Origin of the sequence: Chryseobacterium sp. BIGb0232, from assembly GCF_024810195.1 — a bacterium.
GTDB classification, from domain to species: Bacteria; Bacteroidota; Bacteroidia; order Flavobacteriales; family Weeksellaceae; genus Chryseobacterium; species Chryseobacterium pennae.
In genome coordinates this window covers 109,717-124,604 of the sequence record NZ_JANUEH010000006.1, presented here as the reverse complement: position 1 = coordinate 124,604, position 14,888 = coordinate 109,717, and the positions used below count along the sequence as shown (strand labels likewise).

Annotated in this window: 14 protein-coding genes and 1 riboswitch; of the genes, 5 read left to right on the top strand and 9 right to left on the bottom strand. The window is 37.2% G+C overall.

Annotated elements, in window-relative coordinates:
* Nucleotides 1–94 precede the first annotated feature (94 nt).
* The 9 genes from M2372_RS15240 to M2372_RS15200 form a co-directional block, all read right to left on the bottom strand.
* Nucleotides 95–682, bottom strand: coding sequence for a thiamine phosphate synthase (locus tag M2372_RS15240; RefSeq protein WP_123321074.1), 588 nt, complete (start codon nucleotides 680–682; stop codon nucleotides 95–97).
* Entirely contained in the window at nucleotides 679–2,490 is a 1,812-nt protein-coding gene (gene thiC, locus M2372_RS15235; protein WP_123321073.1) for a phosphomethylpyrimidine synthase ThiC, read from the bottom strand. The genes M2372_RS15240 and thiC overlap by 4 nt, the downstream gene beginning before the upstream one ends.
* Before the next feature lie 24 nt (nucleotides 2,491–2,514).
* A complete protein-coding gene (gene thiS, locus M2372_RS15230; RefSeq protein WP_115969853.1) occupies nucleotides 2,515–2,721 on the bottom strand; it encodes a sulfur carrier protein ThiS in 207 nt (68 codons plus the stop codon).
* Between the two features lie 57 nt (nucleotides 2,722–2,778).
* A riboswitch (TPP riboswitch) is annotated at nucleotides 2,779–2,874 on the bottom strand.
* A 111-nt stretch (nucleotides 2,875–2,985) separates the two neighbouring features.
* A complete protein-coding gene (locus M2372_RS15225) occupies nucleotides 2,986–5,022 on the bottom strand; it encodes a T9SS type A sorting domain-containing protein (RefSeq protein ID WP_123321072.1) in 2,037 nt (678 codons plus the stop codon).
* 194 nt (nucleotides 5,023–5,216) lie between these two features.
* On the bottom strand, nucleotides 5,217–6,050 hold the full coding sequence (locus M2372_RS15220) for a hypothetical protein (protein WP_123321071.1): 834 nt from the start codon (nucleotides 6,048–6,050) through the stop codon (nucleotides 5,217–5,219).
* 13 nt (nucleotides 6,051–6,063) lie between these two features.
* Nucleotides 6,064–6,741, bottom strand: coding sequence for an RluA family pseudouridine synthase (locus M2372_RS15215; protein ID WP_123321070.1), 678 nt, complete (start codon nucleotides 6,739–6,741; stop codon nucleotides 6,064–6,066).
* 5 nt (nucleotides 6,742–6,746) lie between these two features.
* The gene (locus M2372_RS15210; RefSeq protein ID WP_115969845.1) at nucleotides 6,747–7,070 is read right to left on the bottom strand and encodes a hypothetical protein; all 324 of its coding nucleotides are present in this window, start codon (nucleotides 7,068–7,070) and stop codon (nucleotides 6,747–6,749) included.
* A 9-nt stretch (nucleotides 7,071–7,079) separates the two neighbouring features.
* Nucleotides 7,080–7,895, bottom strand: coding sequence for a 3-methyl-2-oxobutanoate hydroxymethyltransferase (panB, locus tag M2372_RS15205; protein ID WP_115969843.1), 816 nt, complete (start codon nucleotides 7,893–7,895; stop codon nucleotides 7,080–7,082).
* Nucleotides 7,896–7,958: 63 nt separating this feature from the next.
* Nucleotides 7,959–8,672, bottom strand: a complete 714-nt coding sequence (locus tag M2372_RS15200; RefSeq protein ID WP_115969841.1) for a Crp/Fnr family transcriptional regulator — start codon at nucleotides 8,670–8,672, stop codon at nucleotides 7,959–7,961.
* Between the two features lie 89 nt (nucleotides 8,673–8,761).
* On the opposite strand from M2372_RS15200, the gene M2372_RS15195 reads away from it, so the two are divergent.
* From M2372_RS15195 to M2372_RS15175, 5 genes are all read left to right on the top strand, one after another.
* Nucleotides 8,762–11,140, top strand: coding sequence for a heavy metal translocating P-type ATPase metal-binding domain-containing protein (locus tag M2372_RS15195; RefSeq protein ID WP_123321069.1), 2,379 nt, complete (start codon nucleotides 8,762–8,764; stop codon nucleotides 11,138–11,140).
* 109 nt (nucleotides 11,141–11,249) lie between these two features.
* On the top strand, nucleotides 11,250–11,459 hold the full coding sequence (ccoS, locus tag M2372_RS15190) for a cbb3-type cytochrome oxidase assembly protein CcoS (protein WP_123321068.1): 210 nt from the start codon (nucleotides 11,250–11,252) through the stop codon (nucleotides 11,457–11,459).
* A 21-nt stretch (nucleotides 11,460–11,480) separates the two neighbouring features.
* Complete coding sequence (gene ccoN, locus M2372_RS15185) at nucleotides 11,481–13,742, top strand: cytochrome-c oxidase, cbb3-type subunit I (RefSeq protein ID WP_115969836.1); 2,262 nt, start codon at nucleotides 11,481–11,483, stop codon at nucleotides 13,740–13,742.
* 18 nt (nucleotides 13,743–13,760) lie between these two features.
* On the top strand, nucleotides 13,761–13,961 hold the full coding sequence (locus M2372_RS15180) for a cbb3-type cytochrome c oxidase subunit 3 (RefSeq protein WP_123321067.1): 201 nt from the start codon (nucleotides 13,761–13,763) through the stop codon (nucleotides 13,959–13,961).
* A gap of 10 nt (nucleotides 13,962–13,971) precedes the next feature.
* Nucleotides 13,972–14,853, top strand: coding sequence for a cbb3-type cytochrome c oxidase N-terminal domain-containing protein (locus M2372_RS15175; RefSeq protein ID WP_123321066.1), 882 nt, complete (start codon nucleotides 13,972–13,974; stop codon nucleotides 14,851–14,853).
* The last annotated feature ends 35 nt before the right edge of the window (nucleotides 14,854–14,888 follow it).

The following is a 14,888-nucleotide window of genomic DNA, read 5'->3' as shown; positions in this document are numbered from 1 at the left end:
TCCCAATAGAAAGAGGGATTACTTTTAAAAAAATTTCTATATCTAATTTCTCATTTCTACAGACTGTTTCTTTTTGTAAATTCTCTTTATAAAATCACAAAAGAATGTTCTTTCTGCATTTTTTAAAAACATGTAAAGGTTCATTACTCTCCCAAATAGCTCCTAACAAAGCCACACCATCTACTCCAAGATCAAAAACTTCCTGAATATGACTGGAATCAATTCCACCTAAAGCAATCAGTTTTACATGTGGATTATTCCTTTGAATCAAACTTTCAATTACTGTTGAATCAACTCCATACCCTTTTTTGGAAATACTTGGAAAGAATGGGCTTATGAAAGCATATTCCCATTCTTTTTCTAAAGCATTATAAGTGGTAATCTCATGAACAGAGGTTGAAATTGTATTGCCATTCATCAAAGATTTATACTTCCCTTCCTTTCGAACTTCTTCTCTAAAGTGAAGTCTGGAAATCCCATAATCTTTTCCAAGGTCATAATGACTGTGGAGTACCAGCCGAGGATAGAATGAAGCATCAATACTATTGATAAATTCAGTCATTTCTTCCCGGCTGATCCATGGTTTTCTGATATGAAGGAAATCCAGTCCATCATGAAACATCTGATTGATGATTTCTAACTCGTTAGGAACTATTATTTCAGGAGTGATGACGAGAATCATATATAAATTTCCTTTCCGTTTTCAATAAACTCCTGCGATTTGTCAAACATTCCTTTCTCTGCAGACTCACGGATTTCCTGAGTAATTTTCATAGAGCAGAATTTCGGCCCGCACATAGAACAGAAATGGGCAATTTTGGCTCCATCAGCAGGAAGCGTTTCGTCATGGTAAGCTCTGGCGGTATCCGGATCTAATGAAAGATTGAACTGGTCTTCCCATCTGAATTCAAATCTCGCTTTACTTAATGCATTATCTCTGTATTGTGCTCCGGGATGCCCTTTTGCCAGGTCTGCTGCGTGGGCTGCCAGTTTGTACGTTATGACTCCTACTTTTACATCATCTTTATTCGGAAGACCTAAATGCTCCTTCGGTGTTACATAACAAAGCATTGCACATCCGAACCATCCGATCATTGCGGCCCCAATTCCTGAAGTAATATGGTCATAACCCGGTGCAATATCTGTAGTTAAGGGCCCTAAGGTATAGAAAGGTGCTTCTTCACATACTTCCAATTGCTTTTCCATATTTTCTTTGATCATATGCATCGGAACGTGTCCCGGTCCTTCAATCATCACCTGTACATTGTGCCTCCAAGCAATTTTAGTCAGTTCACCTAAGGTTTCCAGTTCTGCAAACTGAGCCGCATCATTGGCATCAGCAATAGAACCCGGACGTAAACCATCTCCTAAAGAGAAAGCCACATCATACTTCTTCATGATCTCGCAAATCTCATCAAAATGAGTATATAAAAAGTTTTCTTTATGATGATAAAGACACCATTTAGCCATAATAGACCCTCCTCTGGAAACAATTCCTGTTACTCTGTTTGCTGTAAGGTGAATATATCTCAATAAAACGCCAGCATGAATGGTAAAGTAAGAGACTCCTTGTTCGGCCTGCTCAATCAAGGTATCTTTAAAAACTTCCCATGTTAAATCTTCCGGTACTCCTTTTACCTTTTCAAGCGCTTGATAAATCGGAACGGTACCAATAGGAACCGGGCTATTTCTGATGATCCATTCTCTGGTTTCATGAATATTTTTTCCCGTAGAAAGATCCATAATGGTATCTGCACCCCATCGACAAGCCCAAACAGCTTTCTCCACTTCTTCATCAATACTTGATGAAACTGCACTGTTTCCTATATTGGCATTGATTTTTACCAAAAAGTTTCGCCCTATAATCATGGGCTCACTTTCCGGGTGATTGATATTATTCGGGATAATCGCTCTTCCGGCAGCAATTTCATCTCTTACAAACTCCGGGGTAATTTTGCTTTTGGGAGTATTGGCACCAAAGCTGTTTCCAATATGCTGGCAAGCCATTTCTTTAGGGACCGTTTCAAGCTGTTCTATCCTTTGATTTTCTCTGATCGCCACATATTCCATTTCAGGAGTAATGATTCCCTGTTTTGCATAATAAAGCTGGGTAAGTTCCTTTCCTTCCTGTGCTACTTTAGGTTTGTGATCGTAGGAAAAACGCAATTCATCAAGTTTAGGATCTGCCAGACGGGCTTTCCCATATTCTGACGTAATTCCTTCCAGAACATTGACATCTTCTCTATCCAGAATCCATTGTTCTCTGATTCTTGGAAGTCCTTTCTGAATATCAATGGATGCATTTTCATCCGTGTAAGGACCAGAAGTATCATAAATGGTTACCGGAGCATTTTCTTCAAAATTTCCGTTGTTAAGCTTTGTAGGGCTAAGCTGTATTTCACGCATTGCTACGCTGATAGGATGAATTTTTCCTTCAACATACATTTTCTTTGAGTTCGGAAATGGCGAACATGTAATGGAGTGAGCCATAAATATTGGTATTAAATATGAGAATTATCCGCCCTGAGTGGCAGTAATGATTAAAATTGAATCCAGATTGTTAAGGAGAGTTTCCGCCCAGGCAGACAGCGGAATAATACGGTTGTTGAGTGCTACGGCAATACCTTTCTTTTTTCCGGGTAATTCCATAGCCAGTAATGCTTCCAGATTTTCGGGAAGTACATTAAATGTTTTTCGGGTGTGGTTGATTATAAGCTCCATTCCTAATTATTTAAATATACTTTAGGAATGGCCATTATTGTACAATAGAATGTACAGCAAAAGTCACCTACTTTTCCCTACGCTGGTATGATCCAGATCAGGTTCAAAGGGTAAAGTCTCAGTCTGTAAAAACAGACACCCCTAAAGTATGGGACGAAGTTAGTTATTTTTTAAGAATAGGCAAAATCAAATTTTACAGGAACAAAAAAGGCTGGAAACCTTAAGGTTTCCAGCCATGGATATTTGAAATGAAAAATAAATAATTTACTGTTTTATGACTTTAGTCTGCTTTTGCATTCCATCTTTCATATTCAGATTAAGAATGTATACCCCTGATTTCAGATCTCCTAAGTGGATTTCTTTAGTTAAGTTATCCATTGTTTTTATGATTCTTCCTGACACATCCAGCACCTGAAGCGATTTTGCCTTCTCGATATCGGAAATGATAATGGTCTCTTTAAAGGGATTCGGATAAACCTTCATCTGATCTCTTAGCTCCACTTCCGATGCTCCCAGGCAATTTACCGTTGCAGTAACCATAGTTCTTTCACTTTCACATTTATTGCTTACCTCCCAATCATAAAAATAATAATAGGATGAACTTGTTGAATTTCCCGTAAGATTTCCTCCCGTAATAGAAACTATACCAGGAACTGTAAATGGATACGTTCCCCAGGTTGAACCCGATTCTCTTACCAAACCTGTAACCTCCCCTGATCTGGTTAGCATCATCAGCTTATAATTACTCCCCGGTCCTACTACAAAGTTTAGCGGAACGTAGGTCTTTACAAATGGTGCAGAAGTCCCCGTAAGGTTAACGGTAATGGTCTGCAATGTTACAGCAGGAGAAACACTTCCGTCCTGTAAAGCTATTTCGACGGTTCCACTTCCTGTTCCCATCGGATACACATATACTCCTTTGATGGTCATCGTAGAATAAACATCAAAAAACAAACCGGCAATTAAAGTATATCCTGAGGCAGATGTGGCATCAGAAAATCCCGTTACCGCTGTTTCTCCTGTTGAAGAGGTCGCATAATAAGACGTTGTATTACTAAGTACAGGAGTTGTAAAAGTATTTCCTGTACCTACAACATTTCCTCCTGTAGCTGCATCATACCAGGTAATAACAGCCCCTGAATCTGTGGTAGCAGATAATGTAGCTGTAGTATTGGGGCACAGTGTAGCACCGGTAGTAAGAATTGTTGGCGGTAAACATAAAGTAGCAGCCCGTACAGGCTGAAAAGACCATACACTGGTATTTCCACTGCCACAATTTGATCTGATCCATATATAATATACAGAACCAGGAGACAATGATGACAATATAGTGGAAGTTCCTGAAAAATTAGAAATAGTCGGAGGAGTAGAAGCCGTTGGAGCAGTATTGGAATTACTATAATAGATATCATATCCTGCAGGAGATGATGGAGAAGCCGTCCATGATAGTGCTACACTATTATGAGTAGCGGCTCCTGCGACTAACCCTGATGGAATATAACATATTGGAGGAGTCCAGGTATAGGTTAACCCGGCAGCCGGCATTCCCGGAACAGAATTATTAACATTAAAGGCCTGTGAACTGTTGTTTGCTGTTCCCGCTGTAGAATTTACAAACTCCAATGTTGTTGCGTTCAGGCGGTTATTAAAATCAATAATTGAAGCTCCTCTTAGTCCTATCTGAGCTGTTCCTGTAACATTTGTACTTCCAGCCAGGTAAGACCCGCTATTGTATACCATCTGAACTACATTAGAAGTTTCTTTTAAACGAGCCTGAAATCCAAAAGTATAAGCTGCAGTAGCAGAAATAGAACTATTAGGCCTGAAATCCTTCCATTGGATAACTACTTCTCTGTTGGGAGCTGATCCTGTTGTTGTCCAGCTGATATCTCCGGTAACCCCATTAACATCAAACACACTGCTCAGGTCTCTTCCAAAAACAGAAATCACCCCATCATAGGCTGCTGCTGTAGACAAAGGTGAAGTATTAGTTGCAGAAGGAGCTGTGGTCCCAAATGTAATAAAACCATTCGTTGAGACATTCAGAGAACTATATGAAGTTCCGTTAAATATAAAGTTAAATGGTAATGTTACAGGATATACATTACTGTTAAGGTTAGTTGTAGAAGTATTATCTGTAGCTGCCTCCAGGATGGTTCCTGTTATCGGGGTATAAGTACCTGTCTCCTGTGCAAAACTATAGGCACTTACCTGCGCAAAAGCGGAAGAAGAGCCTACCAACAGAGCAAGACTGAAAACAGCTTTCAAATACTTTTTGTAAATTTTGTAAAAATCCATCATAGCTAGTTAATTTTGTTTCCTAGCTAAGATAGTATTTTCTGATAATAATTTGTTAAAATTTAAAAAAACAATACAGAATACCTACAATAAACAATTAAAAAAAGCAAATTAACCATCAATTAATCAAAAACTACGAAAGAAATAAAAAACCACCTTTTAAGAGGTGGTCCTAATAATTTTAAGAAAATTTAATGCTAGAAAAAAAGTTTTATATTCCCTCCCGCATCATATTGGTAAGTCCCTTCAAACTCATGAAAATATTCATTTGTTCCAACAAATTCTCTAGTAGTACTTTTTTGATAATTATTTTTTGATAATGAAAGATAGAAATATTCATTAAATATCCTCAGTTTTTTAAAAGGATTCTGAGTCGTATCAAAATTGCTAAATGTCATTTCTTTTTTTATTGAAAAATCGATATTATTTCTCCTTTCCATAGTTATAGCCTTCTGTAAATTTCCATTAACATCATAGGAAAAAGTCTCTAAATAACTAAAAATATAATCCTCTGGATCTGCAGGGTTATAGGGCATGTTAGGGAATTCTGTCAAAATCTCTACAAGTTTTCCGGAATTATCATAGCTGTATCTCAAATGTTTTTCCATCACAACATTACTTTCCGGAATAATTGATTTAATAATTCTACCATTGGTATCAAATTCAAATTTCCTCTCATCTGCCAGTACAGTCAATATTGGGTCAGAACTATATGTACCTACAACGGCAGTATTTTGATTATAAGATACTTTAGTATAAATAAATTTTACAATCTGATCTGGAAATATAATTGATGACGACGGGTATAATTTGCCTCCAATCTTTTTTGTAACTCTTCCCAATATGTCGTATTCAAAATAATAATTAGGATCATATTCGTTGTTTGATTTTAACAACTCAGGAAAAGCCCAAGATATTTTGGTGATAGCCTGCTTAGAATTCTGTTCTGTTTCCGTTTGGATTTCATCATTATTATTTGAACAGGAGGTAATCGCCAGTATTCCTACCAGACATATTAATTTAAATTTCATTGATTATTGTTTTTTATTCTTCACAAGCCCTCCAAATAGCATCATTCTGCGGAACCGAAGCTATAATTTCAATGTTTTCTTTGGTGACAGGGTGAATAAACTCCAGTTTTCTGGCATGAAGGTTAATTCCACCATCCGGATTGGAGCGTGAGGCTCCATATTTTAGATCTCCTTTAATCGGAACTCCTGTTTTCGATAGCTGTGCTCTGATCTGATGATGCCTTCCCGTTTCAAGATCTATTTCAAGAAGAAGATAATTATCCAATGTCTTAATAACATGATAAGTCAAAATAGCTTCCTTGGCTCCTTCCGTAACCTTTGGAAAAACTATTGCCTTGTTATTCTTTTCGTTCTTTTTTAAATAATGAACCAGCCGCTGGCTTTGTGGGATCATTTCTTTGGCTACTACTGCCCAATACGTCTTTTTAACCTCACGATTCTTTACCATCTGAGTAAGACGGGAAAGTGCTTTCGAGGTTTTAGCATAAATGACCAAACCAGAAGTAGGACGGTCTATACGATGAACCAAGCCGAGAAACACATTTCCCGGCTTAGTATCTCTTACTTTGATAAAATTCTTTATAGATTCTAATAGTGACTCATCACCAGTCTTATCACCCTGTACAAGCTGACCGACTTTTTTATTGATCACCAGAAGATGGTTATCTTCATATACAATCTGTTCCTTCATTCAGCCTATCTGTTTCTGTTTCTATTTGTCATTGAAAGAACAATTCCTGCCAAAAGACCAATCGTTTTAAGCATTGCCAGGTTTGAACTGTCTGGTAAAAACGCTCCAATTACACAAACTCCCGCCGCCGCATACATGGCATACATAAAGTTTTTATTGGTAAGTAAAGGTGCCTGAATAAAGAAACTGGCTCCTATCAGAACATAAAACACCTTTCTGGAAAGCAAATGATTGATCTCAGGAGAAAATAAGTTAAACCAGCCAATAGCCAGGCATACCAATGCTGCAATAGATAAAATTCCCTGAATAGATTGTTGTTGATTTTGCATGAATTAATTTTAATAACTTTCGTTTTGGTTGGGGAAATCTACACTTTTTACATCTTTTACATATTGAGATACTGCTCCTGTAATTTCTGTGTAAAGATCAAGATATCTTCTTAAGAACTTCGGACTGAAACCTTTATTCATTCCCACCATATCATGATATACTAAGACCTGACCGTCACAGTCTGCTCCAGCACCAATTCCAATTGTAGGGATAGAAATACTTTCAGTTACTCTTTTAGCAAGTTCTGCAGGAATTTTTTCCAATACAACAGAAAAACATCCTAATTCCTCTAAAAGCTGGGCATCAGCAATCAGTTTCTCAGCTTCAGCCTCTTCTTTTGCTCTTACTTTATATGTTCCGAATTTGTAAATAGACTGTGGAGTCAACCCCAAGTGTCCCATTACCGGAATTCCGGCGTTGATAATTTTTTTAATAGATTTTGAGATCTCTTTCCCTCCTTCAATTTTTACGGCATGAGCACCTCCTTCTTTCATCATTCTTACTGCTGACTCCAATGCTTTCTCAGGATTACTCTGATAAGTTCCGAATGGCAAATCTGCTACTACCAAAGCCCTGTCCGTACCTCTCACTACACTTTGAGCGTGGTAAATCATTTGGTCTAATGTAATAGGTAATGTAGTTTCAAAACCTGCCATTACATTGGCTGCAGAGTCTCCAATCAAAATAGCGTCTACACCACCTGCATCCACCATTTTTGCCGTGGTGAAATCATAAGCAGTAAGCATTGTTATTTTTTCCTTGTCGAATTTCATTTTACGCAAGGTTTCAGTCGTAACTTTTTTAATTTCAGAGTGAACAGACATAATTTATCTATTTTTTAAAAGTTAAAAAGTCGGCCATTGAGCCGACTTAAGTTTTTATGATTTTTATAAAACTACGTGACCGAGTTTCATGAGTTTGTCGTGATTTAGAATCCTGATGTTTCGTCCATCCACTTCTATCAGGCTATCCTGTTTGAATTCTGAGATCAGACGGATGGCACTTTCTGTGGCAGTACCAATAATGTTGGCAATTTCTTCTCTTGTTAATGAGATTTTGATAAACCCTTCTGGATCTACTCCTAATTTCTGCTCCAAAAGCAGTAATATTTCCGCCAGTCTTTCTCTTACCGTTTTTTGGGCAAGGAAGGTAATGGTATTGGAAGATTCTCCTAATTCGTAAGAAATTTTCTGAAGCATTACGAAAGACAATTGCGGATCTACTTCCAGAAGATACATAAAGATATCTGCTGGTAAGAAAACACATTCAATGTCTGTCATAGCTTCTGCTTTGGCCTGGAAATTTTCCCCGCAAAGCAAAGAACGATAGCCGATGATATCCCCCTCTTTGATAAATCTTAAAATCTGATCTTTCCCGAACGCTCCGGATTTTGAAAGTTTAGCGGCTCCTTTTTCTAGGACAAACACTCCTCTCGGAGTTTCCCCATCTTCGAAAATAGTATCGTGTTTCTGAAAACTCAATCTTTTTTTACCGTTAATATATTTTTCAAAATCTGCGCTAGAAAGTCTTTCCTTAAAAGATTTATCATTAAAAACTCTGGCGAACCTCTCTTCAATTGCTATCTGTTGTTCCTGCGGCATTTTATATGATATTTATCACAAAAATAGAACTTTTTAACTCGATAAACAAAAAAAATTGTTATAATTTTGTAGTTCAATATTTTAGGGAGGTGAGCGAGAACTGTTTTCATTGTGGTCAAGGTATAGAAAAAGAGAGAATTTTGTTTGATGAAAAGATTTTCTGCTGCAATGGCTGTAAGTCTGTTTATGAAATTCTGAATACGAATAATTTAAGTAATTTCTATGAACTTAATAAAGGGGCAGGAATTCGTCCAAACGATGAAAATTCTACCCAGTTCGATTATTTGGACACTCCTGAAATTTTCGAGAAAGTGACCGATTTTTCTGAAGGAAACACCAGTCTTGTCACTTTCAAAATCCCTGTAATACATTGTTCTTCTTGCATCTGGTTACTGGAAAGCCTTCATACCCTGAATCCTTATATCAAATATTCCCAGGTTAACTTCACAAGAAAGACCCTACAGATTTCATTCAATCACAAAGATCTGAAATTAAGCGAACTAGCTAATTTTCTAACCAATTTAGGATATAAACCTGTTATCAGCCTTGAAACTGCTGAAAAAAACGTTGATCATCTTGACAAATCGCTTCTTGTAAAATTCGCCATTGCAGGTTTTGCTTTTGGAAACGGGATGTTTTTAGCATTCCCTGAATATGTAGGAGGTGAGGATTACTGGATGGAACATTACAAAGGATTATTCAGAGTATTGATGTTTCTATTGGCCTGCCCGGTTGTATTTTATTCCGCTTCAGACTATTACAAATCCGCATGGTACGGATTAAAAAATAAAATCGTCAACATCGACGTCCCTATTGTCTTAGGAATATTGGTTCTTTTCGGAAGAAGCATCTACGAAGTGGCAACAGATTACGGTCCCGGGTACTTCGACACCCTTTGCGGGCTTCTGTTTTTCATGCTGATGGGTAAACTTTTCCAGAAGAGAACCTATAGTGCTCTTTCATATGACAGAGACTACAAATCATTCTATCCTATTGCCGTAACAAAAGTAGACTTCGAAGGAAAACAGGACAACATTCTTCTTTCTGAAGTAAAAGTAGGTGACAGAATTTTAGTTAGAAACCAGGAAATCATTCCGGTAGATGCTATTCTTATCAACGGAGAAGGAAATATTGACAACAGCTTCATTACCGGAGAAAGCGAAAGCATCAGCAAACAGCCAGGTGATAAAATTTTCGCAGGTGGTAAACAAATAGGATCCTCTTTAGAACTGGAGGTCATTAAGAATGTAGATCAAAGCTACCTTACCCAACTTTGGAATAAAGAAGCTTTCAAGAAACACGAAACAGGTCTTGACACTCTGACCAACAACATCAGTAAATATTTCACATTCATTATTTTAGGCATCGCTCTTATTTCCGGAATTTACTGGGCATTTATTGATTTAGAGAAGATGTTCCAGGTTATTTCAGCCATTCTGATTATTGCATGCCCTTGTGCACTTGCATTATCCGCACCATTTACTTTCGGACACATTATGAGAATTTTAGGCCGAAATAAGTTTTACGTAAAAGACACTTTAACGATTGAAAAAATCGCAAAATTAGACACGATTGTTTTCGATAAAACAGGAACTATTACCCACCGGAAAAAATCAAACATCAGATACGAAGGAACCGAAATCAATGAATTCGATCAACTGAATATCAAAACCTTATTAAAGAACTCAAACCACCCGCTGTCTAAATCTCTTTATGAATACATTGAGTTTAATGACAACTATTTCCCGGTTGAAAACTTTCAGGAAATTTCAGGAAAAGGATATGTTGCCAACATTAGAGGAAACACTTATAAGATCGGCTCTGCACGTTATAACAACCAAGAGCCTAAGAATCTTGAAACAGCTGTTTATATCAGCAAAAACGACGAATTTTTAGGAAAATTTATCTTTAAGAATGAATACAGACCAAAACTTAAAGACTTATTTAACAAACTCACCCACTACAAAATATTTATCCTAAGTGGAGATAACTCCTCAGAGGAAACCCAGCTTAAAGAGCTTATTCCAAACTACAAAGGAATGGCCTTTAACCAAAACCCTGAAGACAAACTGAATTACATTAAAAACCTTCAGGATCAGCACATGAAAGTAGCCATGCTTGGTGATGGACTGAATGATGCCGGAGCATTAAAACAAAGTAATGTAGGGATTGCCATTGCGGATGACACCAATAGCTTTACTCCATCTTCTGATGTTATTATGAACGGTGAAAAAGTGGTTACTTTAGACAACTACCTGAACGTTTGTAAGGGTTCGATTACCATTGTGAAAATGACATTTATAATCAGTTTTCTTTATAATATCGTTGGGTTAAGTTACGCAGTTACAGGACACATGCATCCGCTTTTTGCAGCTATCATCATGCCTGTAAGTTCTATTACGGTAGTTACATTTACAACAGTTTCAACATGGATACTGGGTCGCAAATACTTCAAAAAACAGGCTTAAACGCGCTTATTTAGACTGATTTTAAATTAGCTGAAATCGGCATTTCGTGATGAATGTCATTATTTTTCACTAAATTTGAACCCCGAAAATAGGTTAATTTTGTTGTCCAATGGATATTCTATATTTAATGATCGTCTGCAGTGTTTCTTTAGCTGCGATCTTCCTGGTCGTATTTATAGTGTATGCCAGAAAAGGACAGTTCGAAGATGATGAATCTCCGGCTGTTAGAATTCTTTTCGATGATGAAGTCAAAGAAAAAAATGAAACTGGCAACAAGGATAAAGACGAAAAAGAAATAGGAGAAAATAATAAAAATTGAGAAAAATAGTGAATAGTTGATATGGAAACACAAAAGTTTAGTTATGACAATAGTATTGTCCGTGCGTTCCTCTATGCGACCATTATCTTTGGTTTCATAGGATTTACGTTCGGGCTTACGGCGGCATTAATGCTTTTCTACCCAGAATTACCTGAATTCTTATTCGGTACAGATGATACAACCATTAATAGTTTGGCATCGGGTAATATTCAAGGGTTAATAAACACTCATGGAGCGTTTGGTTTTGGTAGAATCAGAATGTTGCACACCAACACCGTGATCTTTGCGTTCGTGTGTAATATTGTTTATGTAGGGGTATACTACTCTACGCAAAGATTATTGAAGACAAGAATGTACAGTGATACATTATCTTGGATTCACTTCTGGACATGGCAATTTATGATTGTTGCTACGTTCATTACATTCTTTATGGGTATTAATACATCTAAAGAATATGCTGAACATGAGTGGCCGATCGATATTCTGATTGCATTCTCATGGATCATTTTCGGAGCAAACATGATTCTCACTATTTCAAAGAGAAGAGTAAGACACCTTTATGTTGCTATTTGGTTCTATCTTGGAACTTGGGTAGCAGTAGCAATGCTTCACATCTTCAACAACCTTGAAGTTCCATTATCTTTCTCTGGCTGGAAGTCTTATTCTGCATATGCAGGAGCAAAAGATGCCATCGTACAATGGTGGTATGGTCACAATGCAGTAGCATTCGTATTGACAACTCCGGTTCTAGGTTTAATGTATTACTTCTTACCAAAAGCTGCAGACAGACCTGTATTCTCATACAAACTGTCTATTATTCACTTTTGGTCACTAATCTTCGTATATATCTGGGCTGGTCCTCACCACCTTCAGTATACCGCTCTTCCGGCATGGGCACAGGCAGTAGGAACTGGTTTCTCTATCATGCTTATCGCACCATCATGGGGAGGAATGTTAAATGGTCTTCTTACCTTAAGAGGAGCTTGGGATAAAGTAAGAGAAAATCCTATCCTTAAGTTCTTCGTAGTAGCTGTTACCTGTTATGGTATGGCAACGTTTGAAGGTCCGCTTTTAGCAACTAAAAACATCAACAAAATTGGTCACTTTACAGACTGGGTTATCGGTCACGTACACTTAGGAGCTCTTGGATGGAATGGTTTCATGGCATTCGGGGTTATCTATTATTTGGTACCAATCATGTGGAGAACAAAAATCTGGTCTGTAAAATTAGCTAACTGGCATTTCTGGTTAGGGACATTAGGAATTATTTTCTATGCAGTACCAATGTATATTTCTGGATTCACACAAGGATTAATGTGGAAGCAATTCAACCCGGATGGAACATTATTATGGAAAAACTGGTTGGATACTGTAACGGCGATCATTCCTTACTTCAAAATGAGATTCTTAGGAGGTATATTCTATATTTCAGGAGCAATCTTAATGATTGTTAACGTTATTGCTACGGTAAGAAAAGGATCATTCCAGAAAGAAGTTCCTGCTGAAGCACCTGCATTAGCAAACATCGGAAACAAACGTAAAGAAGGAGAAGGATTCCACCTTTGGCTGGAAAGAATGCCGTTATTATTAACAGTATTATCATTATGTACAATTTCAATAGGAAGTATGGTAGAAATTATTCCTACTCTATCTCTTAAGAAAAGTGTACCTACCATTTCAGCTGTGAAGCCTTATTCTCCGCTTGAACTTGAAGGTAGAGATATCTATATCCGTGAAGGTTGTAACGCTTGTCACTCTCAGATGATCAGACCGTTCAGAGATGAGATTACAAGATTCAACGGTAAAAATGGACAGTACTCTAAAGCTGGGGAATTCGTATATGACAGACCATTCCTGTGGGGTTCTAAGAGAACCGGACCGGATTTACATAGAGAAGGAGGTAAAAACCCAAGTTCTTGGCACTACAAACACATGTATAACCCAAGATCTACTTCTGCAGGTTCTATCATGCCTCGTTATCCTTGGTTAATTGCTACTGATTTAGACAGATCTAAAATGGTAGACAAATTAAAGCTTATGAAGAATACGTTTGATGTACCTTATACAAAACCTCAAATTGATTCTGCAAATGCATGGGCAGACAACCAGGCTAAGAAAATTGTAAAAGATATCTTCTCTGAAGCAAATGACTTGAAAGAGGCTTATGCTAAGAGACCTCAGGGAGAATTAGAGAAAAAAGAAATTATTGCTCTTATTTCTTATCTTCAGAGATTAGGAACAGATATTAAAACAACTGAAATTAAAACAGCAAGTAATAACTAAAAACATTAAAAGATCAGTATGATTCCTCAGAATTTTAAAGATATATTATCCAATACAGAAAATGCTGGCTTCTACCAGACACTGGCTCTGATTTTCTTTATGCTGTTCTTCGTTGCTCTGGTAATCTATGTTTTTAGCAAACCTAAGAAATATTACAAAGAGGAAGAAGAAGCTCCCCTTGGAGAGGATGAAGATGATAATTTTAATTTAAAAAATTAAACTATTTTTTATGAAACAAAGAACACCTGTTGTTGTAAACATCTTGATAATAATTGGACTTTTAATAGTTTTTTATTATTTGTTTGTGCAGAGCTACGCGTTCCTAGCTTCGCCTTACTTCTGGGGAACTGTTGTGATAGCTGGTATCCTTGCCTTTATCCACAGTGCTATTGGAGATTTGATTGAAAATAACAAATTCAAAAAATTATCTCCGGAAGAAAAAGCGGCTTATTTAGCTGAAAAGAAAATCCCTTTCTTCAAAAGAATGTATGAAGCGGCTTTCAAAAAGCAGTCTGATACAGAAGAAAAAGATATCCTTATTGACCATGGTTTCGATGGAATTATGGAGCTGGATAACCAATTACCAAAATGGTGGGTAGGTTTATTCTATTTTGGGACTGCTTTTTGTATTGTATATATTGCAGCGTATGCATTTACAGATTTCGCTCACCCTTTGAGCGAATATGAAAAAGAATACAAAGAACAATTGGCAAGTATTGCAATTTATGAAGCAGGCCAACCTCCTGTAACAATTGAAACAGCTAAATATTCAGCTGATAATATTGCAGAAGGTAAAGAATTATTCAAAACAAACTGTGCATCTTGTCACAAAGAAGACGGTAGTGGAGGTATTGGTCCGAACTTAACGGATAACCACTGGATCAACATGCCTGAGAAGACGTTATTCAAAAACGTATTCCATATGGACTGGAATGGTTCTCCTACTAACCCTGCGATGAGAGCATTTGGTAAAAACGGAGAAGTTTCTGGAGCTGAAATTGAAAAAATTGCAGCCTATGTATATCACATCAACCAGGAATTACCACCAGTAACTCAGGCTCAGGGAGGAGCTGCTCCTCAAGGAACTGAAGCGCACTGGGAAAAAGAATAATTTAGAAAATTAGAAACATATGAAAAAAACATAAT